Genomic DNA, 22,520 nt, shown 5'->3' with positions numbered 1-22,520 from the left:
ATGCTGATCCAGCTTTCGATCCGCGATATCGTTCTGATCGAGCGGCTGGATCTTGCCTTCGAGACCGGCCTCTCCGTGCTGACGGGTGAGACGGGCGCGGGCAAATCCATCCTGCTTGACAGTCTGTCGCTGGCCCTTGGCGGGCGCGGCGATGGCGGTCTTGTGCGCCACGGCGAGGACAAGGGGCAGGTGACGGCCGTCTTCGATGTCGGCATGGATCACGGCGCTCGCAAGCTCCTGCGCGAAAACGGCATCGATGACGAAGGCGACCTGATTTTTCGTCGCCAGCAATCCTCCGACGGCCGCACCAAGGCCTATGTGAACGATCAGCCGATCAGCGTTCAGCTGATGCGGCAGGCCGGCCAGATGCTGGTCGAGATCCACGGCCAGCACGACGACCGCGCGCTTGTCGATACAAATGCACACAGGACGTTGCTGGACGCCTTTGCGGGCATCAGCGATGACGTGCAGGGTGTCGGGGCACTTTACCGCCAGTGGCGCGATACCGAGCGCACGCTGAAGAAACACCGCGAAAAGGTCGAAGCCGCTGCCCGCGAGGCCGATTATCTGCGCTCCTCCGTCGAGGAGCTTGAAAAGCTGTCACCGCGCGACGGCGAAGAAGACGAGCTTGCCGATCGCCGCCAGAAGATGATGAAGGCAGAGCGCATTGCCGGCGATATTGCCGAGGCTTCCGAATTCCTCAACGGCAATGCCTCTCCCGTGCCCCATATCGCCTCGCTGGTGCGCCGCCTGGAGCGCAAGAGCCACGAGGCGCCCGGATTACTGGAAGACACCGTAGCGCTGCTCGATGCGGCGCTGGATCAGCTTTCCAACGCGCAGATGGAAGTCGAGGCGGCACTGCGCAAGACGGAATATGATCCGAAGGAACTGGAGCGTGTCGAGGAGCGGCTGTTTGCGCTGCGCGCTGCCTCTCGCAAATATTCCGTTCCGGTCACCGAGCTTCCTGCTCTTGCCGTGCGCATGATCAACGATCTTGCCGATCTCGATGCCGGCGAAGAGCGGCTGTCGAAGCTCGATGCGGAAGTGGGGGTCGCCAAGGCGAATTACGATACGGCTGCCCGCTCGCTTTCGGAGAAGCGTCATCATGCCGGCGATGCGCTGGCGCAGGCCGTCATGGCCGAGCTGCCGGCACTGAAGCTTGAGCGCGCCCGCTTCATGGTGGAGATCACCACCGATGGAGGGGAGGCGACGGCTGAGGGCATCGATGTCGTCGAATTCCATGTCCAGACCAATCCCGGCACGCGTCCCGGCTCGATCATGAAGGTCGCTTCGGGCGGCGAACTTTCGCGCTTCCTGCTGGCGCTCAAGGTGGCGCTTGCCGATCGCGGTTCGGCGCCGACCCTCGTCTTCGACGAAATCGACACGGGTGTGGGGGGCGCGGTGGCGGATGCGATCGGGCAGCGGCTGAAGCGGCTTTCCGAAAAGGTGCAGGTTCTTTCCGTCACTCATGCGCCGCAGGTAGCGGCCCGTGCGGCCACGCATCTTCTGATCTCCAAGGGACCATCAGGCGAGGGGGCCGACAAGATCGCCACGCGCGTCGCCACCATGGCGCAAAAGGACCGCACGGAAGAGATCGCCCGCATGCTTGCCGGTGCCTCCGTGACGGAAGAGGCGAGGGCTGCTGCCGCGCGGCTGCTGGCAGGTAACGGGTAGGTTTCCCCATCGGTGACAAGCGCAAGGCGTCGCGCTATCTGACCTCAGATACCGGTGAGGTCTATCCATGCGGCTTTTCCATTTCAGCGACGATCCCACGATCGATGTTTTCGAGCCGCGTCCGGTTCGCATTTCTTCCGAACGGCGGCCGGGCCAGGCGTGGCTGAACGGGCCGCTCGTCTGGGCGATCGATGAAGTCCACGACTTCATGTATCTCTTCCCGCGTGATTGCCCGCGCATCCTTGTTTGGGCAAAGCCGGAGACATCGCAGGAGGATCGTCGCCTGCTCGGGAACTGGCGGGGTGCCGCCTATGTCGAGCGAGGCTGGCTGGAGCGATTGCAGGCCGGGACCATCCACCGCTACGAGATGCCGACCGAGAGTTTCGAGGATCTGGAGGACGCGGGAATGTGGGTATCGCGGAGGAATGTCGCGCCGGTCGCGCTCACTGCCCATTCAGGGCTCGACCGGGAATTTGCACCGCGCGGTATCGAGCTCAAGGTGGTCGACAGTCTTCTGCCGATGAAGGCCTTGCAGCATACGACATTACATGTGAGCGCCATCAGACTCCGCAACGCCCGGCCGTAAATTCCAAACCTCGGTACTATTTCAATCGCCGAATTTTGCTCTAAAACCATTGCAGATTCTCTGGAGTGAAGCTGCATGTCGACCGAATCCGTCGCTGTTGAGGACTTGACGCTTGAAGACGCCGCCGCCGAACTGGAGCGGCTTGCCAAGGAGATTGCGCGCAATGACGCGCTCTATCACGGCAAGGATCAGCCGGAGATTTCGGATGCGGATTACGACGCGCTGAAGCGCCGCAACGATGCGATCGAGGCGCGCTTTCCAGAGCTCATCCGCGAGGACAGTCCGTCGCGCCGCGTGGGGGCCGAACCGTCCAACACCTTTGCGCCCGTCGTTCATTCCCGGCCGATGCTGTCGCTCGACAACACCTTTTCACAGGAGGACGTGCGCGACTTCGTTGCCAGTGTCTATCGCTTCCTCGGCCGCCTGCCGGACAATTCCATCGCCTTCACGGCCGAACCGAAGATCGACGGGCTTTCCATGTCGATCCGTTACGAGAACGGCAAGCTGGTGACGGGCGCGACCCGCGGCGACGGCACGACCGGCGAGAATGTCACGGCCAATATCCGCACCATCAAGGAAATTCCGAACGAACTGCCGAAGGGCGTTCCCTCCGTCGTGGAAGTGCGCGGTGAGGTCTACATGGCCAAGAGCGATTTCATGGCGCTTAATGCGCAGATGGAAGCCGAAGGCAAGCAGACCTATGTCAATCCGCGCAATACGGCTGCAGGCTCTCTGCGCCAGCTCGATGCGAAGGTGACGGCGAGCCGTAAGCTGAGGTTCTTCGCCTATGCATGGGGCGAGATGTCGGAGATGCCCGCGGATACGCAGCTGGGCATGGTCGAGAAGTTCAGGGAGTGGGGGTTCCCGGTGAATCCGCTGATGAAGCGGCTGAGCTCGGTGGACGATATCCTCGCCCACTATGCCGAGATCGGCCTCGAACGGCCGGAGCTCGATTACGATATCGACGGCGTCGTCTACAAGGTCGACAGCCTCGAATTGCAGCAGCGCCTCGGTTTCCGCTCGCGCAGCCCGCGCTGGGCGACGGCGCATAAATTCCCGGCCGAACAAGCCTTCACCGTCGTCGAAAATATCGACATCCAGGTCGGCCGCACCGGTGCACTGACGCCGGTCGCGCGGCTGACGCCGATTACCGTCGGCGGTGTCGTCGTCACCAATGCGACCCTGCACAACGAAGACTATATCAAGGGCATCGGCAATAGTGGCGAGCGCATCCGCGAGGAGGAGCACGATATCCGCATCGGCGATACCGTCATCGTGCAGCGTGCCGGCGACGTGATCCCGCAGGTGCTCGACGTCGTCATGGAAAAGCGGCCGGCGGACGCCACGCCCTACCAGTTTCCGAAGGTGTGCCCGGTCTGTGGTTCGCATGCGGTGCGTGAGCGGCACGAGAAGACAGGCAAGCTCGATTCCGTCACCCGGTGCACGGGCGGTTTCATCTGCCGGGCACAGGCGACGGAAGAGCTGAAGCACTTCGTCTCGCGCAACGCCTTCGATATCGAGGGGCTCGGCTCCAAGCAGATCGACTTCTTCTTCGAGAGCGACGATGCTGCGCTGCAGATCCGCACCGCGCCTGATATCTTCACACTGGAGAAGCGCCAGCAGCAGTCGATCACCAAGCTGGAGAATATCGACGGCTTCGGCAAGGTCAGCGTCGGCAAGCTCTATGCGGCGATCAACGACCGGCGCAGCATTGCCCTTCATCGTTTCATCTACGCGCTCGGCATCCGCCATGTGGGCGAGACGACGGCAAAGCTGCTCGCGCGCTCCTACAACAGCTATGAGGCCTTTGCGACGGCCATGAAGGAAGCGGCAACGCTTTCCGGCGATGCCTGGAATGACCTCAACGCCATCGAAGGCATAGGCGAGGTGGTGGCGCGCGCCATTGTCGAATTCTACAAGGAGCCGCGCAATATCGAGGTGATCGGCCGCCTGCTCGACGAGGTGACGCCACAGGAGGCCGAACAGCCGGTGACCACCGGGAGCCCGGTCATCGGCAAGACCGTCGTCTTCACCGGTTCGCTGGAGAAATTCACCCGCGAAGAGGCGAAGGCCAGGGCTGAAAGCCTTGGTGCCAAGGTTGCAGGCTCCGTCTCCAAGAAGACCGATATCGTTGTAGCCGGCCCCGGCGCCGGCTCCAAGCTCGAGAAGGCCCGTGAACTCGGCGTCCAGACGATGGACGAGGATGAGTGGCTGGCGTTGATCGGCGGGTAAGGAAGCTCTGTGCCAGACACCGCGTTTCTGTTTTTGGCGCGCCCGCTTCCTGCTCGGTGTCATCCTCGGCCTTGCGCCGAGGATCTGCGACACGAACCCGAGCATGACGTGTGAGAGGTTCACGCCCTCAGCCGCGCCATCGTATAGGCATCGACATATTGCCCGTCGCGATAGCCGAAGGAGCGGAGCAGGCCCTCTTTCTCGAAGCCGAATTTCTCGTAAAGGCGGATGGCTGTCTCGTTATCCGTATAGACGGTCAATTCCACCCGCTTGATGTCGTGCCAGTTGTCGGCGGCGTCGAGCATGGCGGCCATCAGGAAGGTTCCGATGCCGCGACCGGTGAAATCATCGTGTACGCCCATGCCGAGACTGGCGGCGTGCTGGCGCCGTCCTTCAAAGCGATTCATGCCGCCGTTGGCGACGAGCTTGCCATCGAGTTCGACGACGAGGTTGAGTGCGCCGGGTGAGGGGTTCTCCATGCGCTTGCGCACTGCGTCGATGCCTTGAAAAGGCGGGCGCAGCGTGCCGGCGCGGTAGCCCGGCAGGTTTATCAGTTCGGTGATGGCTTCGGCATCGCTCACGCGCAGGGCACGAACGCTGAGACCCTTCAGAGAAGGCTTTTCGGGTGGGGTATCCTGATTGACTGACATCATGCTCTCCTTGGGTTTCAAAAGGAGGAGAGCGGAGTTTCAGAAAACCCTGCTCGCCTCGGCAGGGTTCTCGGGGATGATCAGACGGCTAGTGACGCACCATCTCTCCCGCGCACCCTGCAAGGGTCGTGGCGATAAGATGCATATTGTGGGTCACGGAGTTGATCATGAGCGGAAGTTTCGCCATTTGCGTGCAGATGTCAACAGGTCAAAATTTGCCTTCGGATGCGGCAGTCTTTATTCCGGTAGGACAGACGATTCGGATGTTTGCCCGTGAAGACCATCGCCATCGATTTCGAGACAGCCAACGAACAGCGCGGCAGTGCCTGCTCGGTCGGCCTTGCCTGGATCGAGGACGGGCAGGTGACGCGGGTCGAGGAGCGGCTGATCCGACCGCGGGACATGCGCTTTTCCGGCATGAATATCGCGATCCACGGCATTCGCCCCGAACATGTCGAAGATGCACCTGAGTTTCCCGAGGTGATGGACGAGTTCCACGAGGATTTCCGGGGTGCGACGATGATCGCCCACAATGCCGCCTTCGATTTCAGCGTGTGGCGAGCAAGCCTCGATCTTTACCGGCAGTCCTATCCGGAGCTCACCTATCTCTGCAGCCTGAAGATGGCGCAGCGCATCTGGCCGCATTTTCTGTCGCACCGGCTGAACCTGATTGCCGAACATCTCGGTCTGCGCTTCGTTCACCATAATGCAGCCGAGGATGCCGCCGTCTGCGCTGCAGCGGCAATCGAGATGGCGAGGGCCGTCAAGGCTGCGACGGTTGCCGCCATTCCCGCTGCGATCGGCATGAAACCCGGCCGGCTGACCTCTGCAGGCTACGAGCCCTGCACCTGCCGCAAGGCGTGATTATTGCTTTCCTGCAAAGGCTCGGGCGCTTTCTTGCAAAGGGTTCGCCCATTCTTATCTTAGCTTCCGGATCAACACGGGAGTTGCCATGTCCGCTTTCCGCAATCTTTTCCTCTCTGCAGCGTTCCTGACCATTTCTGCAGGCGCGACTTCTGCGGAAGTCGTCGGCAAGGTCGGGGTCGACTGGATCGGTAACGACATCATCATCGAGGCGGTTTCAGACCCTGAGGTGAAGGGGGTGACCTGCCATGTCACCTATTTCGACCGCAGCCTGATCGACCGGTTCAAGAACGGCAACTGGTTCGAAGACCCGTCAAACAATTCCATCGCCTGCCGCCAGACCGGGCCGATCGAGATCGGCAATATCGATATGTCCAAGGATGGCAGCGAGGTGTTTCGTCAGGGCATGTCGCTGATCTGGAAGACGCTTGCCGTCAACAGGATCTACGACAAGACAAACAATACGCTGATCTATCTCGCTCATTCGCGGCAAGTGACGGACGGGTCGGCGAAGATGTCGATTTCAACGATCCCGCTCTATGGCCAGGATGTGGTTTGGAAGAATGGCAAGCCTTGAGGATCTAAGACGGTGTTAGGTCGCTTTAAGCCCTGAGGTTTCCGCAGGGCGCCTTCAGGTACGGCTGAAACGCAATTGACGCCTAGCGATCAATTCAGGCGGTAGGAAATGTATGTTTAGACCAACAATGGTAACGATCTGCGAGCCTAAGCGACTGCTGGTCGAACTGGGAAAAGACCTGCGATCAGAGGACTTAGTCGATCTCGGTTTCAAGAAGATTGACACCTACGAGAATGTCTATGCATTCCGCTCTGAAGAGCCTGAGAAGATTCACCTAATGTGTGAAACTCTGCGTGATATGAGCATTCCCTATGCCACCCATCGACATGGAGGTGCAGATCTCCATCTCGAGTGGTTTCGCGACAGAGGCTACGTTCACGGAAATTTCAAACGGATAAACTTTTTCGGCAACGACTTCGATGATGATGCGCCGTTCACCATTGAGGAATTTTGAACGAGAAAGCCTGAGCCAGCCGAGCGCAGGCCGGATGTGTCAGGAATCGGTGTCTGTCCTAATCAAAAAGGCCCGGACAAGCCGGGCCTTCGCATTCGAGATATCGAAACGTATCAGGCAGCTTCGCGCGCCAGTTCGTCGGCAATGACCGTGTCGAGGTTGAGGAAGCAGACCATGGTCTTTTCCAGCGCGACGATACCGCGGCAGAAGGCGCGCTGGGCTTCCGGAATGATTTCCGGCGCCGGCTGCAGGTCTTCGCTCTTGATGGTCATCATGTCGGAGACCTGTTCGACCAGCAGGCCGACCAGCTTGCCGGCGATATCGGTTACGATGATGGCGGAGCGCTCGGATGGTTCCGTCATCTTCATGCCGAGGCGGCAGGCCATGTCGATGACCGGGATCACGGCGCCGCGAAGGTTGATCAGTCCGAGGACGTAGGGCGGGGTGTGCGGCATCGGGGTCACCGGCGCCCAGCCGCGGATTTCGCGGATGGCCATGATGTCGATGCAGAATTCCTGATCGCCGAGGTGGAACGAAACGATTTCCAGATAGGCGCCCGACTGCTTGATGGCGTTGTTGTTGCTCATGATCAGAATTCTTCCCAGTTGTCTCCGGCCGGAGAGGAGGCGAGTTTCTTGGCGGCGGAGCCGCCCGTGAAGGCGCCCGCGACCTTGCCAATCAGGCTCCGTGCGGGTGAGGTTTTCGGATGCGAGGCTGCGGAGGCTTCTCGCGGCGTTTGACGGGCGTTCATGCCCTCGCCGATATTGAACTGCCGTACCAGTTGCGTCAGGTTTTCCGCATCGGTTGCGAGAGTGTGGCTGGCGGCATTCGTTTCTTCCACCATGGCCGCATTCTTCTGCGTCGCCTGATCCATCTGGCTGATGGCTGTATTGATCTCGTTCAGTCCGACTGATTGTTCGCGCGCAGAGGTTACGATTGATTTAACATGACCGTCGATACGCAGAACATCTTCGCCGATCTGGCGCAGAGCCTCGCCGGCAGCCGTGACCAGTTCGCCACCGGTTTTGACCTCGGCGCCGGATTTGCTGATCAAGGCCTTGATATCCTTGGCTGCGCCGGCCGCGCGACCGGCCAGTTCGCGCACTTCCTGGGCGACGACCGCAAAACCCTTGCCGGCTTCACCCGCACGCGCGGCCTCGACACCGGCGTTGAGTGCCAGCAGGTTCGTCTGGAAAGCGATCTCGTCGATGACGTTGATGATGGTGCCGATCTCGCGGGAAGCACCTTCGATTCGCTCCATCGCGGCCATGGCATCGCCGACGATGGCATCGGATTTCTCGGTATTCTGGCGGGTATGGGCAACCATGTTGCCGACTTCTTCGGCACGGCTTGTGGCGTTGCGCACGGTGGCGGTGATCTCGTCCAGCGCCGCTGAGGTTTCTTCCAGCGAGGCGGCCTGCTGCTCCGTGCGCTTGGCGAGATCATCGGCGGCGGCGCGCATCTGATGGCTGTTGGCCTGGATCGAGGTGCTGTTCAGGGCAATGTCGCTCATCGCCCTGCGCAGGCGCACGGCCGTCTGGTTGAAGTCCTGACGCAGCCTTTCCAGCTCGTCGCGGAAGGGTTGATCGATGTTTGCGGTCAGGTCGCCGTTGGCAAGGCGGGTCAGGCCCTGTCCGAGAGCGGTGACGGCGTTGTTCAACGCTTCCGTGTCGGCAAGCTTGGCAGTTTCGCGCTCGCGGCGTTCGGCATCGCTGCGCTTGCGGTCGGTCTCGGTACGGGCTTCCAGATCGATCTTTTCGATGGCTGCAAGGCGGAAGCTTTCGGCAGCGCGGGCCATTTCGCCGATCTCGTCGCCACGCTCCTTGCCGGCGACATTGGTCGTCAGGTCGCCGTTCATAATGCGCAGCATGCTTTCCCGCACGGCAGCAATGCCGCGGCTTATGGAGCCGCCATGAATGTATTGCAGGGCGGCCATGGTGAGGATGGCGATCAGGCCGAGCGCGATCTGGATGATCAGCGAGTTGTGGGAGGTCTCGTTGGCGCTTTCGATGCGATTGCGGGCAATAGCGGTGCCGTCATTGGCCAATTTGTCGAGGGTGCCTGTAAGCTTGTCGCCGGCGGTGTCGATCCGGTCGTCGATCTTGTCGAATTCGTCATCGGCGGCGCCCTGTTCGACGAGCGCCTTGAGATCCACCTGGATGGCCTGGCGGAGCGCGCCGACATCGGCATCGTAGCTCTTCAAGAGGTCGCCGACTTTCAGCTCCTCGGCGAGCGCGCCTATTCCCTTCGAGCCGCTGGACAGCGTTGCGAGCGAGTCGGTAATGAGCTTCAGGCGGCCCGGCTGGATGGTCTTCTCGTCCTTGTCGACGATCATGTCCATGGCGGTCAGGACCAGCGTCAGATTGGCAACGCGCATGTCGTTGACGGTGTCGATACTCTGCTGGATTTCGTCCGTGCGGCGCAGGCCGGCATCGACCTGCGTATTCTCGTACCAGCCGATAGCGATCATCGAGCTGAAGCCGATGAAAGCCGCGCCGCCGAGCGTCCAGAGCCGCTGGCCGACCGAAAGGCTTCTGCGAACCGTCGAATTTGTCATAAAGCCACCCTCCGCCCCAGGCGGTTTTCAGTTCCCTCGATTTTTATGCTGATCCGGTCCGTGTTCCGGCCGACATCATGTCGGAACAGCGACGAAGCGCTGTGTGCATTACTAAATATAGATATGCGCTATTAAGCCTTTCCTAACGATGTATTTCTTGGGGTTGCTTGGAGGTCTTCGCGGCAAGCCTTTAGAAAGGCGTGATAATTCGTCTTTGTACGACCTTTTCGCGGCGCGTTTGCCCGCATTTGGCATTCATCAAGGTGGGGCAATTAATCACGGGTGAGAAAACGCATTCTTGAATTGCGTGGCTGCGATCGCGACTATAATCACACGGGCGGGACGGATGGGGCATCCGCACTTTTGTTTTTAGGCAATTCCGGACGCAAAACCGCTGCGCACTTTTGCTGGAGTTGCTAGTAAGGAAAGTATCATGAAGAATTTCCGTATCGCCGTCTGGATCGCCGTGCTTGCGCTTGCGGGCGTGCTCGGCTGGTTCACGCTGGACCAGAGCCGGACGAGGGAGGTGGTGGCCGAGGGCCCGTTTGGCGTGCCGTTCACGCTGGTATCGCAGAGCGGCGAGCCGATTACGGAGCAGGCATTGCGCGGCAAGCCTACTGCCCTGTTCTTCGGCTTCACGCACTGCCCCGAAGTGTGCCCGACGACGCTCTTCGAGCTCAACGGCTGGATGGAGAAGGTCGATCCGCAGGGCAACAAGCTGCAGGCCTATTTCGTGACCGTCGATCCCGAGCGCGATACGCCCGAGATCATGAACCAGTATGTATCCAACGTTTCCAAGCGCATCACCGGCATTTCCGGCTCGCCGGACAAGGTCGCCGACGTCATCAAGGGCTTCCGCGTCTATGCCAAGAAGGTGCCGGTGGACGAGAACAATCCTGATGGTGACTACACGATGGACCACACGGCCTCGGTCTTCCTGCTGGATTCAGCCGGGCGTTTTTCGGGAACGATCTCCTATGGCGAAAACCCGGATACGGCGATAAAGAAGCTGGAGAATCTCGTCGCCAAGGGATGATCGGCAGCTTGAAGCATCGCGCCGGTCGCGAGCGACGCAACCGGAAAGATTGCCTATCGTGAGTGAAATCCGCCTTTACGTGTCGACAAGTGAAAAGCAGGCCGAAGAGATCCTCGACCTTCTGAGCGAGGTCTTCGGCGAAGAAGATTTCGCCATCGGCACCACCGAGATCGACGAAAAGAAAGATATCTGGGAAGCCTCCGTCTACATGATGGCGGAGGACGAGGCGGATGTGCGCAGTCGCATCGAGGAGGCGCTGGGACCGGCATTTCCCGATGCCGTGCTGTCGCGTGAGGTCATTCCGGATGTGGACTGGGTCGTCAAATCGCTGGAGGGGCTGAAGCCCGTCAGGGCAGGGCGCTTCCTCGTGCATGGCTCGCATGACCGGGACAAGGTGCGATCAGGCGATATCGCCATCGAGATCGATGCCGGCCAGGCGTTCGGCACGGGTCATCACGGCACGACCGCCGGCTGCCTTGAAGTGATCGACCGGGTTGTCAGGGCCCGGAAGGTGCGCAATGCCCTCGATCTCGGGACCGGCAGCGGCGTTCTGGCGATTGCCGTTCGCAAGCTCAAGGATATTCCGGTGCTGGCAACGGATATCGATCCGATCGCCGTTGGTGTCGCGGCCGAGAATGTTCGCCGCAATGGCATTGCCAGCGGCATCCGCACGGTGACGGCGCCCGGCTTCCATTCGACGGCTTTTTCGGAGAACGGGCCCTTCGACCTCATCATCGCCAATATTCTGGCGCGGCCGCTGATCAAGATGGCGCCGCAGCTCGTCGCCAACCTGGCGCCGGGCGGATCGGTCGTCCTGTCCGGCATTCTCGCCAGTCAGCGCTGGAAGGTGTTGGCCGCCTATAATGGCGCGAGGCTGCGGCATGTGCGCACCATCTGGCGCAATGGCTGGGTGACGATCCATCTGGATCGCCCCTGACGCGTCCGCGAGGGTTTGTTTTCCAAAATCGAGACAAGAAAAAAGGCGGTGCCAGTGGCACCGCCTTGGACCGGCATTTAAATCCGGTCTTGCCCGCGAGCTCGAAGGAGGAGGATGCTCAAGCGGGCACTACTGCATTCCGATAGGCCCGTCCGGTGGAGGGGAGGAGGATCGGAAAGGCTTTAAGCTCAGAATGCGTAGCTCGGTGCGCCCTTGTGGCGCGTGGAACGCTGGCCTGCTGCGAGCACCTTGAGGCTGTCCTCATGCTGCGGGCGGCGGGCGCCGATGATATGACGCACAGTCTGGCGTTCGCCAGCCTGTACCGGGCTGCTGTAAGCGAAGCGCGAGAGAGAGGCGGTCATTTCAAAAAATCCTTTGTTTGTGGTTCGTCGTGAACCGTTCGATGCGCCCTATGTAGCTATTCCGACATGCGGTGGTAGAGGGTTTGTTTCATTGCAGCCATGCGTGCAATGCATGAAGCGTGCCAGTTTCCCACATCGAGACACATTTCTGCCAAATTATTGGGCGGCCGAGCCTTTCCGGGTGCTTCGCGTCGCTTTTTCTCCCCAATGACTGAAATTTCGCTAACATGGCCGCTATCCCATTAACCGGATTCGTTTCATTCATTCGGGTTTCCAGCATGTTTCAGTCTTTCGAAGTCACCTCCACGCCACAGTTCGGCAGGGAACGGGTTTCCGCACTGCGCGCCAGTTTCGACGCGCTTGGCATCGATGCCTTCCTCGTGCCGCGCGCCGATGAGTTCAACGGCGAATATGTGCCTGCCTGTGCGGAACGGCTCTCCTGGCTGACGGGCTTTACCGGCTCGGCGGGCATTGCGCTGATCACCCGCACGGAAGCGATCGTCTATGTCGACGGCCGCTACGTGACGCAGCTTGCGGAGCAGGTGGACGGCTCGGTCTTTACCGGCGGCGATCTCGTCAACGAGCCACCGCATGTCTGGCTTCCGGCGCATGGCAAAAAGGGGCTGAAGCTCGGCATCGATCCATGGCTGCATTCGGGTGCGGACGTTCGCAAGCTCGAAAAGGCACTGTCGGAGATCGGCGGAGCACTGGTGTTCCTGCCGCATAATCCGCTCGACAAGCTGTGGGCCGACCGGCCTGCAGAGCCGCTTGGGGCGGTCACCATCCAGAACGTCGCCCAGGCGGGTGTCCTTGCAAAAGACAAGATCGCAACGATCGCCGCCGATCTCGGAAGCAAGAACCTCAAGGCGGTGCTGATCGCCGATCCCTCTTCCATTGCCTGGATCTTCAATATTCGTGGCGCCGACGTGCCGCATACGCCGCATCCGCTGGCGCGCGCCATCATCCATGCCGACGGCAAGGCCGAGATCTTCCTCGACAAGCGCAAGACCGGTATCGAGCCGGAAGCCTATCTCGCGCAGATCGCCACACAGCTTGCGCCTTCGCTGCTTGACGAGAAGCTTGCTGCGGTCGCCAAGGAAGGCGGGCGTATCCTCATCGATCCCGATATCGCTTCCTACGCGCTTGCCGAGATCATCCGCAAGGCGGGCGGCGAGGTGGTCGAGGGGACCGATCCGGCGAAGCTGCCGCGGGCGGTGAAGAACGGTACCGAGATCAACGGGTCGGCCGCAGCCCATCTGCAGGATGGTGCTGCCATGGTGGAATTCCTCTACTGGCTGTCGCAGAGCAAACCCGGCACGATCACCGAAATCGGTGCTGCCGAGCGGCTGGAGGCGGCTCGCGCCCGGATGGGCCAGAGCATGCAGAATCCGCTGAAGGACATTTCCTTCGACACGATCTCGGGTGCCGGCGAACATGCGGCCATCATGCACTACCGGGTGACGACGGCGACTGACCGTCATATCCAGCCGGGCGAGCTCTTCCTGATCGATTCCGGCGCGCAATATATCAACGGCACGACCGATATCACCCGCACGGTCGGCATCGGTACGGTCAGCGAGGAGCACAAGCGCTTCTTCACGCTGGTGTTGAAGGGCATGATCCAGATCAGCACGGCGCGTTTCCCGAAGGGCACCCGCGGCTGCGATCTCGATCCGCTGGCGCGCATCGCGCTATGGCGGGCAGGGGCTGATTTCGCGCATGGCACCGGCCATGGCGTGGGCTCCTATCTCTCGGTTCACGAGGGGCCGCAGCGCATTTCGCGGCTTTCGACGCAGGAACTGCTGCCGGGCATGATCCTGTCAAACGAGCCGGGTTATTACCGGCCGGGCCATTTCGGCATCCGCATCGAGAACCTGATCTATGTGCGGGAGGCGGAAGCCGTCGAGGGCGGCGACATGCCGATGCTCGGCTTCGAAACGCTGACCTTCTGCCCGATCGACCGCAACATCGTCATTCCTGAATTGCTGACGCATGACGAGCTGCACTGGTTCAATGACTATCACCATCGCACGCGCGAAGCGCTGATGCCGCTGATCCACGACCATGACGTCAAGGCATGGCTGGAAAATGCGACGCTGCCGCTGGAATACTGAGCCTCAGGTTTAAAGACCGATCGTGTGCCGCCAGGTCATGACGATGATCCAGGCGGCCACGAGCATCCAGGTATGCGAGAAGCGCAGGCCGATGACGAGGGCGACCGCAAGCGCCAGCTTCGAATCCCAGCCGCCGATGAAGAAGGCGGGCGCCACGAGCGTCGTCAGCACCGCCGCCGGTACGGCATTGAGTGCTGCTTCCATGCGCGGCGGAATGCGCTTCATCTTGGTGATCAGGATGTAGCCGCCGATGCGCGTCGCATAGGTCGCGGCTGCGGCGGCCAGGATCACGAGAGCCATGTGGAGATCGAATTGCATCTCAGACCTCGTGATTTTCGGTGTTGAGGGCGTCGGCTTCGAGATCCGGCTCCTCGGCAGGCAGAGGCATCAGCGCAGCCAGGATGATGCCGGCCGCAGCCCCCAGGCTCACATGCCAGGGCGAGCCCACGAAATGATAGGCAATGACCGAGGCGACGGCGCTCGTCAGCGCCACCGGCAGGAAATTGTCGCGTTTGCGGAAGCCGAGCACGATGCCGAGGAAATAGGTCGGCAGCAGGATATCGAGGCCGATCGTCTTGGGATCGCCTATAAGGGTACCGAGCATGCCACCGATGAGGCTGATCAGAACCCAGGGGATGTAGATGATGATGCCGAAGCCGAGATACCAGGTGAAGGTAACCGGCGTCCCGGCCTCGCCGCGCTTGACGGTTTCGGCAAATTGCGGATCGACCAGCAGGAAGAAGGTGAAGAACTTCTGCAGCGCGGTGAAGTGCCTGATGTAGCGGGCAATCGCTGCTGAATAGAGCACGTGGCGGAAATTGACGGCGAGGATGGAGAGAACGATCACCCAAGCCTGCACATTGTGGCCGAAAAGCTCGATACCGACCAGCTGGCTGGCGCCTGCATAGACGGAGGCGCTCATGAAAGTAAGTTCTGATAGCGACATGCCCTGCTCGGCGGCAAGGGCGCCGAACAACGCTCCGAACGGGGCAGAGGCGAGCGCCACGGGAAAGCCGCCCCGCAACCCTTCGACAAAGTCGGCGCGATTCATGGGATTACGTCCTGTTGGAATTGAAATTTCCCTCTATGGTGTCTCACCTGCGGCGGCAATTGAATTTCCTTGATTCACCAATCGATTTTGCTGAAGCGTTACCGGTTTACGTCACCGGCGAGGCGAGGGAGACAATGAAGAAGATCGAATTTTCCAAGGAAGAAAAGGCGGAGATCGTTTCGCAGATCCGCCAATATTTCGATCGCGAACTCGACCCGATCGGCGTGCTGCCGGCCGAATTCCTGCTGGAATTCTTCGCCGAAAAGATCGGACCCTATTTCTATAATCGCGGGCTCAGAGATGCGCACGCCGCCTTCGTGAAGAAGATGGAGGATTTCGGCGAAGAGATTTATCTGCTGGAGCGTGAGGAAGGGACGAAAGACTGAACAAGCCGTAGTTTGCGCATGTCTTTATCCCAAAAGCATTGCGCGGCCTGCGTCAGGCGAGAATATCGGCGCTCTTGACGATATCGATGCCGTGCCCACGCATCTCGTCGATCGCAGCAGCCACACCCTCGGGCGAGATGCCACGGCTCGCGTCCTCGATGAGACGGACCTTGACGCCGGGAATGAGTTCCAGTGCATCGAGTGCAGAGAATTTGACGCAATAGTCGGTTGCCAGCCCGCAGACATCGAGCTCCGTCACACCCTGATCGACCAGGAAATCGGCCAGGCCTGTCAGGGCATGCTGATCGTTGTCGCGGAAGGCGGAATAGCTGTCGACGTTCCTGTTTTCGCCCTTCTGCTGGATAAGGTCGATTTGAGCCGAGTGGAGTTTGGGATGCAGCTCGGCGTCGCGCGTATATTGCACGCAGTGATCTGGCCACAACATCTGCGGCTTGCCGGAGAGTTCGCCTATCTCGAAAGGTTGCTTGTCAGGATGCGAGGAGGCGAAACTTCCGTGATCGGCGGGATGCCAATCCTGCGAGGCGACGATAAGATCGTATTTGCCGCTGTCGATGAGGCTGTTGGCGACGGGGACGACTTCGTCGCCTTCGAGAACCGGCAGGTTGCCTCCGGGGCAGAAGCCATTCTGAATATCGACAAGCAGCAGCGCCTTCATCAAGCTATCCCTTACGCATATCGCATCGCAAAATGCCAATCACATTCGGCGCAATCAACTAGTGGATTTCCGGGGGGCCGGGCGCAAGTCCTATTTCTAGTATGAAGAGTGGCAAATCGCTGCATCAACGTATTTTTCTGTTGCCGTTCGCGCTTTACGCGAAAGCGGCAAGTATTTCGCGTTTTATATTAGGATTTATGCATGCGGCTATGGAGCCGGATGCCTGAAAACCAGATCATCGGGATCTCCGTCCTGACGCGCTGCCGTTGCATCCGGCACGGCGCCCAGCCGCTCGGCCAGCCGGATCGACCTCACATTGGGGCGGGCGATATAGCTCACCAGTGTCGTCAGGCCGCGCACAGCAAAGGCCCAATCGCGCAAGGCAACGGCTGCCTCATAGGCATAACCCTTACCCTCGGCCTGCGGATAGACGAGCCAGCCGAGTTCCTTTTCAGGAAACAGCGGGCCGTGATTGATGCCGACCTGGCCGAGGCATTGCCCCGTAACCCGATCCTCCATCATCAGGGCGCCGTGGCCTTCAAGCGTCCAGAGCGCGACATCGTGGCAGAACATGCCCCAGGCGGCCTTGGTCGAATGCGGACCGCCCATGTAGAGGGCGCGGTCGGAGATCATCAGCGCATGATAGTCCGGCCAGTCTGCCATGACGGGAGCCCGCAGGATCAATCGTTCGGTGTGAAGGGTCGGTATGGTCGTCATCGGATGTCGTGTGCCTGCGTGGACCTGGATTGAAGGTAAGTCGCAATTGCATCCACGGTTTGAATCGCGGCATCTTGAATCACGTCACTAACAGGTCCGAGGCCCATTTTGATGACGACGATCTCTTCTAGGTAAGCAGCGACTGCCGCGGGCATCGAGCCGTGAAGGAGCATATTGGCGGCGTGTAGAAGATAGGAATCGTATTCGCTGGTGGCGGTCGTTCGCCATGCCGGATCATCTACTTGCCTGATGCCGATCGGATCCCAGTGATCCCAGCCAATCCGGCGCAGTATTTTCATATCAACTGTTGAATGATCAGCCATTTCTGCAGCCTCTCCGATAAATCAGGCCCGCGCAAGCAGCGGCGAAGGGAGAAGTCTGCGACCTCGTAAAGCGTTTGGCCCAATCAGCGAGGCTCCCCCGGCGGAGCCTCATTGCATCAGGCCGTCTTGTCGCTCTCGCCGGTGGCTACGGGCGAGTTACCATAGGTCGTCTGGTATGCGCGAAGCGCGGTCTGCATGTCGGTCAGGACTTTGGCCATCAGGCCGCCGTCCTGATCGTCACCGCCGGCGGCGGCAATCTTCTGCGGATCGGCGGAAAGAAGTTCCGATGTGGTCAACTTGCCGTCGCCATTCGCATCCAGGGCAGCGAGCGCACCCTTGGAGTCATCACCGTTGTCATCGGTGCCGGCCTTGTTGTCGTCGTCCGTCTTCTGGAGCGAGAGCATGAGCGCCAGGATATCGGCTGCGATCTTCTGAACGACATCGGAGCCGGACGAATCGTCATCTCCGGCGGACGAGGGGTTGGTGGACGAGGACTTTGAAGCGGCGGCAAGCTCGTCCGCAGAGACGACGCCGTCACCGTTCTTGTCGAGAGGATTGAGAGGGGCTTGGTACTGGGTCAGCGTGCTGCCCAGAGCTGAAACACTGGTCACTTGAACCTCCTTTGAAGGTCTTGTGAAGCCTGCCTTTCATGGGCGGGCAATGACCGGGCTAAGCCTGATCGCGAGTCGGGTCAAAGCGGCGTTTTGTCATCTGGAGAAGCGCGTTCGGCTGCGCGTGTGATTCCCGACCACACGCCAAGGAAGGTGAGCGGTCAGACCCGCTCCACAAATCCGTCGAGCACCCGCTTCTGGCCGGCGCGATCGAAATCGATCGTCAGCTTGTTGCCTTCGATGCCGGATATGGAGCCGTTGCCGAACTTGATGTGGAAGACTCGATCGCCGAGAGCGAAGCGTGAGGGTTCGGTGGCTGTGGATTTCGCCACCAGTTCGCCCTCGATCGTGCGGCCGCGCGGGCCGCTTTCGCCGTAGCCGATGCGCTCCACGGCGTGGCCGGAGCGGGTGCCCCAGTTGTCGCGGGTGGCGTCGGTCTTGTTGGCCTGGGCGCGTTTCCAGCCGGGCGTGGAATAGGAATTGGCGAAGGGGTCGGCCTTGTCGAAGCGGGACTGGCCATAACCGCCGCCGCGGCCGTAGCCACCGTAATTCTGCTCCATCTCGGCCACTTCCACATGGGTTTCGGGCAGCTCGTCGAGGAAACGCGAGGGGATGGTCGATTGCCAGAGGCCGTGGATGCGGCGGTTCGAGACGAACCAGATGTGGCAGCGGTGCTTGGCGCGGGTGATGCCGACATAGGCGAGGCGGCGTTCTTCCTCGAGGCCGGCGCGGCCGGACTCATCGAGGGAGCGCTGATGCGGGAAGAGGCCTTCCTCCCAGCCGGGCAGGAAGACGGTGTCGAATTCCAGACCCTTGGCCGAGTGCAGCGTCATGATGGAGACGGCGTCGAGATTTTCGTTGGTCTCGGCATCCATGACGAGGGAGACGTGCTCGAGGAAGCCGCGCATGGATTCGAAGCTGTCCATCGAGCGGATGAGTTCCTTGAGGTTTTCAAGGCGACCCGGCGCTTCGGCGCTCTTGTCGTTCTTCCACATGTCGGTATAGCCCGACTCTTCGAGGATCTGCTCGGCAAGCTCGGTATGCGGTGTGTTTTCAAGCAGTTCCTGCCAGCGGCGGAAAGATTGAATCACGTCGAAAAGGGCCTTGCGGGCCTTCGGCTTCAGCTCGTCCGTTTCGATCATGTCGGCAGCAGCGGCCAGCATCGGGATATCGCGGGCGCGGGCATAATCATGAAGCGCGCGTACCGTCGTATCGCCGAGGCCGCGTTTGGGCGTGTTGATGATGCGCTCGAAGGCGAGGTCGTCGGCCGACTGCGAGACCAGGCGGAAATAGGCCATGGCATCGCGGATCTCGAGGCGCTCGTAGAAGCGCGGGCCCCCGATGACGCGGTAGTTCAGCCCGAGGGTGACAAAGCGGTCTTCGAATTCGCGCATCTGGAAGGAGGCGCGCACCAGGATCGCCATGTCGTTCAGCAGATGCTTCTTGCCGTCGGCATCGCCGCGCTGCAGGCGCTCGATTTCCTCGCCAATGGCGCGGGCTTCCTCCTCCGAATCCCAGGAGGCGTGCACCTGCACCTTGACGTCGTCAGGATCGGAGCGGTCGGTGAAGAGCGTCTTGCCGAGGCGGCCTTCATTGTGGGTGATGAGATGGGCGGCGGCACCGAGGATATGGGCCGTCGAGCGGTAGTTGCGCTCCAGCTTGATGACCTTGGCGCCGGGGAAATCCTTTTCGAAGCGCAGGATATTGTCCACCTCAGCGCCACGCCAGCCATAGATCGACTGGTCGTCGTCGCCAACGCAGCAGACATTCTGTGGCTCGCCCTTGGCGCGCTGGGCGAGAAGCCGCAGCCACATGTACTGGGCGGTGTTGGTGTCCTGGTACTCGTCGACGAGGATGTAGCGGAACTTCTGGTGATATTCCTTCAAGAGGTCCGGCTGCTTGCGGAAGATCGCGATCGGATGCATCAGGAGATCGCCGAAATCGCAGGCGTTCAGCGTCGACAGGCGGTTCTGATAGGCGAAATAGAGATCGCGGCCGCGGCCATTGGCAAAAGCGCGCGCATCTCCCTCAGGAATATCGGCAGGGCCGAGGCCCTTGTTTTTCCAGGTATCGATCATGCCGGCGAACTGCTTGGCCGGCCAGCGCTTGTCGTCGAGGCCTTCGGCCTGGATCAGCTGCTTGATGAGGCGGACCACATCATCTGTATCGAGGATGGTGAAATCGGAGCGCAGGCCGACGAGCTCGGCATGGCGGCGCAGGAGCTTGACGCCGATCGAGTGGAAGGTGCCGAGCCAGGGCATGCCTTCGACGGCGCCGCCGACGAGAAGGGCGATACGTTCCTTCATCTCGCGGGCGGCCTTGTTGGTGAAGGTCACGGCGAGGATCTGCGAGGGGAAGGCGCGACCGGTCTGGAGGATATGGGCGATGCGGGTGGTCAGCACGCGCGTCTTGCCGGTGCCGGCGCCGGCGAGCACGAGGACCGGGCCTTCCAGCGTCTCGACCGCTTCGCGCTGTTCCGGGTTCAGGCCGGCGAGGTAGTCGGGGCGGCCGCCATCGCGGGCTGCCATGGCGCGGGCGGCAATGCCGCCGCCGGCGGCGGGCGCCCTTGCTGGAGCGGCAGGCTGTTGCGGCTTGCGCGGCGCATCGCCCGGTTCCTCGTCGAAGAAGGGCATATCGTCGAAACTATTGCTCATGGCGCGTAATGTAGTGATTCGGGAAGGAAAGACCAGAAAAGATGTTCTGCTTTCATTCCCAGCGGCTGCGCTATCCTCAGCAGGTTTGGTTGCCCGGTCGGGAAGCCTGCGCAGGAGTTGTGGTCCTCCTGGACCTCAACTATGGTTTCGCGCCAGCCATCGGGAGAGCCATATGCATGTCATCGCCATTCTTGCCAATCTCATCCTGCTGATCGCCGTTGTCGCGCTGATCGCGGCGAATGGTTTGCCGGACAGTGGTGAAGGCCTCGGAACCGTCCTCGCCGCGATCGTGTCTCCCGTGTTGAGCACGATCGCCTTGCTGCGCCGTAATGGATCGGTTGCTGAACTCATTTCGCTTGAGATTCGGGCACGCAAGGCGACGCTGCGACAGCGAATTGCCGTGGCTGAGGCTGCGACCGCCGGCAGCGGCATCAGCGGCATCAGCGGCTAAGGGCCGTTCTCAGGCAGCCTTCGGCCCGGCAAAGGCCAGGCAGACCGACACCAGGGCAAAGAGCGGTGGTAGCGCCAGGCACCAGATGCCGACGGTAGCAAAGAGCAGGGCGGCCAGGCCGCAGCCGAGCGCGAAAGCGGCCACTGCAATTGCCATGCGCGACAGGCGGCCTTTCACTGTCTTTGCCTGATCTCCTGACATGCCATGGGCGAGATCGCCGAGATCGATCATGATCTGCGTCGTCGTGCCGGTCATCAGCGTGCTCGGCGGTGACGCGCCGAGATGGATGCGGTGAGCGGCGTTCTGGACCGCCATGGCGATGACGAGCAGCATGCCGGTTGCGACCAACGGCAGGCCATCCGGATTGGTGAAGGGCGAAAGCCAGATGGCGCAGGCGCCGCCAGCGATCAGGAACAATAGCTTGATGACGAGCAGGATGCGCAAACCCTTCTCGTCACCGGCGGGTACCTTGTAGGTGAGGTAGCGCAGCAGGAGGATCGTCAGGCAGAAGACGGGCAGCGCCAGAAGCTTGGCGATGATGCCCGACGTGCCGTGGGTCAGCGCTGCACCAAGGGTGACGAAGTTGCCGGTGACATGGGCGGGAAAGAGACCTCCAAGTGCCAGGAAGCCTGCTGTATCGACATAACCACCGGTAAAGCTCAGAAGCACGGGCAGGGCTGGGCGCATCGGTCTTTTCCCCCTCTGTATATTCGTTCGTCAGTGTGCCGCGACGGCGTGGATTTCGGCAATATAGCCGCCCGGAAATTCCACCATGGCTGCTCGGCGCTCGCCGGACTGATAGGGCTCGACGAGGATTTCAGCACCGCTGTCCCTGGCTTTCTGGAGCGTCGCATCAAGATCGGCCGTCTCATAGCCGGTCATCTCGCGGCCGTAGGGGAAGGGCAGATGGCCGTCGGTGACCAGTACGGTCATGCGGCCGAAGACGGATTCGATGCGCAAGCGGTGAAAGTTCTGATCCGGAAGGCCGATCTCGATACCCGGCGCCTTCTCTTCATCGGAAACGACCCTGCCGTGCGAGAAGGTAAGGAAGGCGTGGGTGAAAGCCGCGGCGCGATCAGCCGACACGTAGACCCGGTTTTCCGGGACTGTCGTGAAGGCCGGATAATTTGGCGCGGTCGTGTGCCAGTAAAGCTGCATGTTGATGCCACCCGGCCACTGGATGACGGCGTCGCGGCCGATCGGGTCGGGGAAGGCTGAGACGATCACATCGGCGCCGGCAGCCTTGGCGGCGGCTACGGCCTTGTCGAGATCGGTGACGAGGTAGCCGGTGCGTTCGCTGCCGAACGGGTAGGGGATCGGCGTCTTGAAGCCGAAGAGCGAGACGGTGCCAACCGGTGTCTGCAGGAGCTGCGACGTGGTGCTGCTTGGCGTCGGCGTCACCGTTGCCGTCACCTGCCTGGTGCTGGTGCCGCCGAAGGTGGCGAGGAAGCTCCTGGCGAAGGCGTCCACGTCGCCAGGGGCGACATAGACATGGGTCGTATCATATTGCGCGCCGACGCCTGATTGTGGCGAGGCGGCAAGGGCCGGAGCGCCGGTCAGACCGAGAAGGGCAACAAGGGCTAACGATAGACGAAGCATGTATGTATC

At 60.9% G+C, this 22,520-nt stretch carries 24 protein-coding genes; 11 read left to right on the top strand and 13 right to left on the bottom strand.

The window, feature by feature from the left end; genetic code table 11:
- The 3 genes from recN to ligA all read left to right on the top strand — a co-directional run bounded on the left by recN (position 1) and on the right by ligA (position 4,492).
- Positions 1-1,674 (top strand): DNA repair protein RecN, encoded by a 1,674-nt coding sequence (recN, locus tag AC1DF8_RS02520; RefSeq protein WP_112541265.1) that lies wholly within the window; start codon positions 1-3, stop codon positions 1,672-1,674.
- 67 nt (positions 1,675-1,741) lie between these two features.
- The gene (locus tag AC1DF8_RS02515) at positions 1,742-2,260 is read left to right on the top strand and encodes a DUF6886 family protein (protein WP_477994900.1); all 519 of its coding nucleotides are present in this window, start codon (positions 1,742-1,744) and stop codon (positions 2,258-2,260) included.
- 75 nt (positions 2,261-2,335) lie between these two features.
- Positions 2,336-4,492, top strand: a complete 2,157-nt coding sequence (gene ligA, locus AC1DF8_RS02510; RefSeq protein WP_113115184.1) for an NAD-dependent DNA ligase LigA — start codon at positions 2,336-2,338, stop codon at positions 4,490-4,492.
- 119 nt (positions 4,493-4,611) lie between these two features.
- Here the strand turns inward: ligA and AC1DF8_RS02505 are convergent, their stop codons facing one another.
- Entirely contained in the window at positions 4,612-5,142 is a 531-nt protein-coding gene (locus AC1DF8_RS02505; protein WP_477995061.1) for a GNAT family N-acetyltransferase, read from the bottom strand.
- 273 nt (positions 5,143-5,415) lie between these two features.
- Between AC1DF8_RS02505 and AC1DF8_RS02500 the strand changes: the two genes are divergently transcribed.
- The 3 genes from AC1DF8_RS02500 (at position 5,416) to AC1DF8_RS02490 (ending at position 7,037) form a co-directional block, all read left to right on the top strand.
- Positions 5,416-6,006 carry a 3'-5' exonuclease gene (locus tag AC1DF8_RS02500; RefSeq protein ID WP_112541269.1) on the top strand — a complete coding sequence of 197 codons (591 nt, stop codon included), beginning with the start codon at positions 5,416-5,418 and terminating at the stop codon, positions 6,004-6,006.
- Positions 6,007-6,094: 88 nt separating this feature from the next.
- The gene (locus AC1DF8_RS02495; protein WP_477994899.1) at positions 6,095-6,583 is read left to right on the top strand and encodes a CreA family protein; all 489 of its coding nucleotides are present in this window, start codon (positions 6,095-6,097) and stop codon (positions 6,581-6,583) included.
- Between the two features lie 127 nt (positions 6,584-6,710).
- Positions 6,711-7,037, top strand: a complete 327-nt coding sequence (locus tag AC1DF8_RS02490) for a hypothetical protein (RefSeq protein WP_477994898.1) — start codon at positions 6,711-6,713, stop codon at positions 7,035-7,037.
- A gap of 113 nt (positions 7,038-7,150) precedes the next feature.
- On the opposite strand, the gene AC1DF8_RS02485 is transcribed toward AC1DF8_RS02490, so the two are convergent.
- On the bottom strand, positions 7,151-7,624 hold the full coding sequence (locus tag AC1DF8_RS02485; protein ID WP_018115713.1) for a chemotaxis protein CheW: 474 nt from the start codon (positions 7,622-7,624) through the stop codon (positions 7,151-7,153).
- 2 nt (positions 7,625-7,626) lie between these two features.
- Positions 7,627-9,594 carry a methyl-accepting chemotaxis protein gene (locus AC1DF8_RS02480; RefSeq protein WP_477994897.1) on the bottom strand — a complete coding sequence of 656 codons (1,968 nt, stop codon included), beginning with the start codon at positions 9,592-9,594 and terminating at the stop codon, positions 7,627-7,629.
- A 433-nt stretch (positions 9,595-10,027) separates the two neighbouring features.
- On the opposite strand from AC1DF8_RS02480, the gene AC1DF8_RS02475 reads away from it, so the two are divergent.
- Positions 10,028-10,630, top strand: coding sequence for an SCO family protein (locus AC1DF8_RS02475; protein ID WP_477994896.1), 603 nt, complete (start codon positions 10,028-10,030; stop codon positions 10,628-10,630).
- A 58-nt stretch (positions 10,631-10,688) separates the two neighbouring features.
- The gene (locus tag AC1DF8_RS02470) at positions 10,689-11,567 is read left to right on the top strand and encodes a 50S ribosomal protein L11 methyltransferase (protein WP_113204748.1); all 879 of its coding nucleotides are present in this window, start codon (positions 10,689-10,691) and stop codon (positions 11,565-11,567) included.
- Between the two features lie 188 nt (positions 11,568-11,755).
- On the opposite strand, the gene AC1DF8_RS02465 is transcribed toward AC1DF8_RS02470, so the two are convergent.
- On the bottom strand, positions 11,756-11,929 hold the full coding sequence (locus AC1DF8_RS02465) for a hypothetical protein (RefSeq protein WP_018115709.1): 174 nt from the start codon (positions 11,927-11,929) through the stop codon (positions 11,756-11,758).
- A gap of 278 nt (positions 11,930-12,207) precedes the next feature.
- Here AC1DF8_RS02465 and AC1DF8_RS02460 point away from each other — a divergent pair, with 278 nt between their 5' ends.
- Positions 12,208-14,043: an aminopeptidase P family protein gene (locus AC1DF8_RS02460; protein WP_477994895.1), complete on the top strand. Its 1,836-nt coding sequence runs from the start codon at positions 12,208-12,210 to the stop codon at positions 14,041-14,043.
- A 9-nt stretch (positions 14,044-14,052) separates the two neighbouring features.
- On the opposite strand, the gene AC1DF8_RS02455 is transcribed toward AC1DF8_RS02460, so the two are convergent.
- Both AC1DF8_RS02455 and AC1DF8_RS02450 read right to left on the bottom strand, forming a co-directional pair.
- On the bottom strand, positions 14,053-14,361 hold the full coding sequence (locus AC1DF8_RS02455; protein WP_018115706.1) for an AzlD family protein: 309 nt from the start codon (positions 14,359-14,361) through the stop codon (positions 14,053-14,055).
- A gap of 1 nt (position 14,362) precedes the next feature.
- Entirely contained in the window at positions 14,363-15,094 is a 732-nt protein-coding gene (locus AC1DF8_RS02450; RefSeq protein WP_018115705.1) for an AzlC family ABC transporter permease, read from the bottom strand.
- A 134-nt stretch (positions 15,095-15,228) separates the two neighbouring features.
- On the opposite strand from AC1DF8_RS02450, the gene AC1DF8_RS02445 reads away from it, so the two are divergent.
- On the top strand, positions 15,229-15,480 hold the full coding sequence (locus tag AC1DF8_RS02445; RefSeq protein ID WP_029868865.1) for a DUF2164 domain-containing protein: 252 nt from the start codon (positions 15,229-15,231) through the stop codon (positions 15,478-15,480).
- A 52-nt stretch (positions 15,481-15,532) separates the two neighbouring features.
- Here the strand turns inward: AC1DF8_RS02445 and pncA are convergent, their stop codons facing one another.
- The 5 genes from pncA to AC1DF8_RS02420 form a co-directional block, all read right to left on the bottom strand.
- Entirely contained in the window at positions 15,533-16,156 is a 624-nt protein-coding gene (gene pncA / locus AC1DF8_RS02440) for a bifunctional nicotinamidase/pyrazinamidase (RefSeq protein WP_018115703.1), read from the bottom strand.
- A 207-nt stretch (positions 16,157-16,363) separates the two neighbouring features.
- Positions 16,364-16,873, bottom strand: a complete 510-nt coding sequence (locus AC1DF8_RS02435) for a GNAT family N-acetyltransferase (RefSeq protein ID WP_477994894.1) — start codon at positions 16,871-16,873, stop codon at positions 16,364-16,366.
- The gene (locus tag AC1DF8_RS02430) at positions 16,870-17,196 is read right to left on the bottom strand and encodes a hypothetical protein (protein ID WP_477994893.1); all 327 of its coding nucleotides are present in this window, start codon (positions 17,194-17,196) and stop codon (positions 16,870-16,872) included. Before AC1DF8_RS02430 ends, AC1DF8_RS02435 begins: the two co-directional genes overlap by 4 nt.
- A 116-nt stretch (positions 17,197-17,312) precedes the next feature.
- Positions 17,313-17,807 (bottom strand): EF-hand domain-containing protein, encoded by a 495-nt coding sequence (locus AC1DF8_RS02425; RefSeq protein ID WP_477994892.1) that lies wholly within the window; start codon positions 17,805-17,807, stop codon positions 17,313-17,315.
- A gap of 161 nt (positions 17,808-17,968) precedes the next feature.
- Complete coding sequence (locus tag AC1DF8_RS02420; RefSeq protein ID WP_477994891.1) at positions 17,969-20,461, bottom strand: ATP-dependent helicase; 2,493 nt, start codon at positions 20,459-20,461, stop codon at positions 17,969-17,971.
- A 172-nt stretch (positions 20,462-20,633) separates the two neighbouring features.
- Here AC1DF8_RS02420 and AC1DF8_RS02415 point away from each other — a divergent pair, with 172 nt between their 5' ends.
- Positions 20,634-20,912 (top strand): hypothetical protein, encoded by a 279-nt coding sequence (locus tag AC1DF8_RS02415; RefSeq protein ID WP_113210713.1) that lies wholly within the window; start codon positions 20,634-20,636, stop codon positions 20,910-20,912.
- Between the two features lie 9 nt (positions 20,913-20,921).
- Here the strand turns inward: AC1DF8_RS02415 and AC1DF8_RS02410 are convergent, their stop codons facing one another.
- The gene (locus AC1DF8_RS02410; protein WP_113016608.1) at positions 20,922-21,599 is read right to left on the bottom strand and encodes a YoaK family protein; all 678 of its coding nucleotides are present in this window, start codon (positions 21,597-21,599) and stop codon (positions 20,922-20,924) included.
- A gap of 30 nt (positions 21,600-21,629) precedes the next feature.
- Complete coding sequence (locus tag AC1DF8_RS02405) at positions 21,630-22,511, bottom strand: glyoxalase (RefSeq protein WP_477994890.1); 882 nt, start codon at positions 22,509-22,511, stop codon at positions 21,630-21,632.
- Between the last annotated feature and the right edge of the window lie 9 nt (positions 22,512-22,520).

This window comes from Rhizobium sp. 05N49 (assembly GCF_056396805.1).
The sequence above is the reverse complement of the archived record's forward strand: the minus strand, read 5'-3'. Positions and strand labels throughout refer to the sequence as shown.

Bases quoted from the DNA above. Each gene is read 5' to 3' on its own strand.
- recN (WP_112541265.1), top strand. From the start codon at position 1: ATGCTGATCCAGCTTTCGATCCGCGATATCGTTCTGATCGAGCGGCTG.
- AC1DF8_RS02515 (WP_477994900.1), top strand. From the start codon at position 1,742: ATGCGGCTTTTCCATTTCAGCGACGATCCCACGATCGATGTTTTCGAG.
- ligA (WP_113115184.1), top strand. From the start codon at position 2,336: ATGTCGACCGAATCCGTCGCTGTTGAGGACTTGACGCTTGAAGACGCC.
- AC1DF8_RS02505 (WP_477995061.1), bottom strand. From the start codon at position 5,142: ATGTCAGTCAATCAGGATACCCCACCCGAAAAGCCTTCTCTGAAGGGT.
- AC1DF8_RS02495 (WP_477994899.1), top strand. From the start codon at position 6,095: ATGTCCGCTTTCCGCAATCTTTTCCTCTCTGCAGCGTTCCTGACCATT.
- AC1DF8_RS02490 (WP_477994898.1), top strand. From the start codon at position 6,711: ATGGTAACGATCTGCGAGCCTAAGCGACTGCTGGTCGAACTGGGAAAA.
- AC1DF8_RS02485 (WP_018115713.1), bottom strand. From the start codon at position 7,624: ATGAGCAACAACAACGCCATCAAGCAGTCGGGCGCCTATCTGGAAATC.
- AC1DF8_RS02480 (WP_477994897.1), bottom strand. From the start codon at position 9,594: ATGACAAATTCGACGGTTCGCAGAAGCCTTTCGGTCGGCCAGCGGCTC.
- AC1DF8_RS02475 (WP_477994896.1), top strand. From the start codon at position 10,028: ATGAAGAATTTCCGTATCGCCGTCTGGATCGCCGTGCTTGCGCTTGCG.
- AC1DF8_RS02465 (WP_018115709.1), bottom strand. From the start codon at position 11,929: ATGACCGCCTCTCTCTCGCGCTTCGCTTACAGCAGCCCGGTACAGGCT.
- AC1DF8_RS02460 (WP_477994895.1), top strand. From the start codon at position 12,208: ATGTTTCAGTCTTTCGAAGTCACCTCCACGCCACAGTTCGGCAGGGAA.
- AC1DF8_RS02455 (WP_018115706.1), bottom strand. From the start codon at position 14,361: ATGCAATTCGATCTCCACATGGCTCTCGTGATCCTGGCCGCCGCAGCC.
- AC1DF8_RS02450 (WP_018115705.1), bottom strand. From the start codon at position 15,094: ATGAATCGCGCCGACTTTGTCGAAGGGTTGCGGGGCGGCTTTCCCGTG.
- AC1DF8_RS02445 (WP_029868865.1), top strand. From the start codon at position 15,229: ATGAAGAAGATCGAATTTTCCAAGGAAGAAAAGGCGGAGATCGTTTCG.
- pncA (WP_018115703.1), bottom strand. From the start codon at position 16,156: ATGAAGGCGCTGCTGCTTGTCGATATTCAGAATGGCTTCTGCCCCGGA.
- AC1DF8_RS02435 (WP_477994894.1), bottom strand. From the start codon at position 16,873: ATGACGACCATACCGACCCTTCACACCGAACGATTGATCCTGCGGGCT.
- AC1DF8_RS02430 (WP_477994893.1), bottom strand. From the start codon at position 17,196: ATGGCTGATCATTCAACAGTTGATATGAAAATACTGCGCCGGATTGGC.
- AC1DF8_RS02420 (WP_477994891.1), bottom strand. From the start codon at position 20,461: ATGAGCAATAGTTTCGACGATATGCCCTTCTTCGACGAGGAACCGGGC.
- AC1DF8_RS02415 (WP_113210713.1), top strand. From the start codon at position 20,634: ATGCATGTCATCGCCATTCTTGCCAATCTCATCCTGCTGATCGCCGTT.
- AC1DF8_RS02410 (WP_113016608.1), bottom strand. From the start codon at position 21,599: ATGCGCCCAGCCCTGCCCGTGCTTCTGAGCTTTACCGGTGGTTATGTC.
- AC1DF8_RS02405 (WP_477994890.1), bottom strand. From the start codon at position 22,511: ATGCTTCGTCTATCGTTAGCCCTTGTTGCCCTTCTCGGTCTGACCGGC.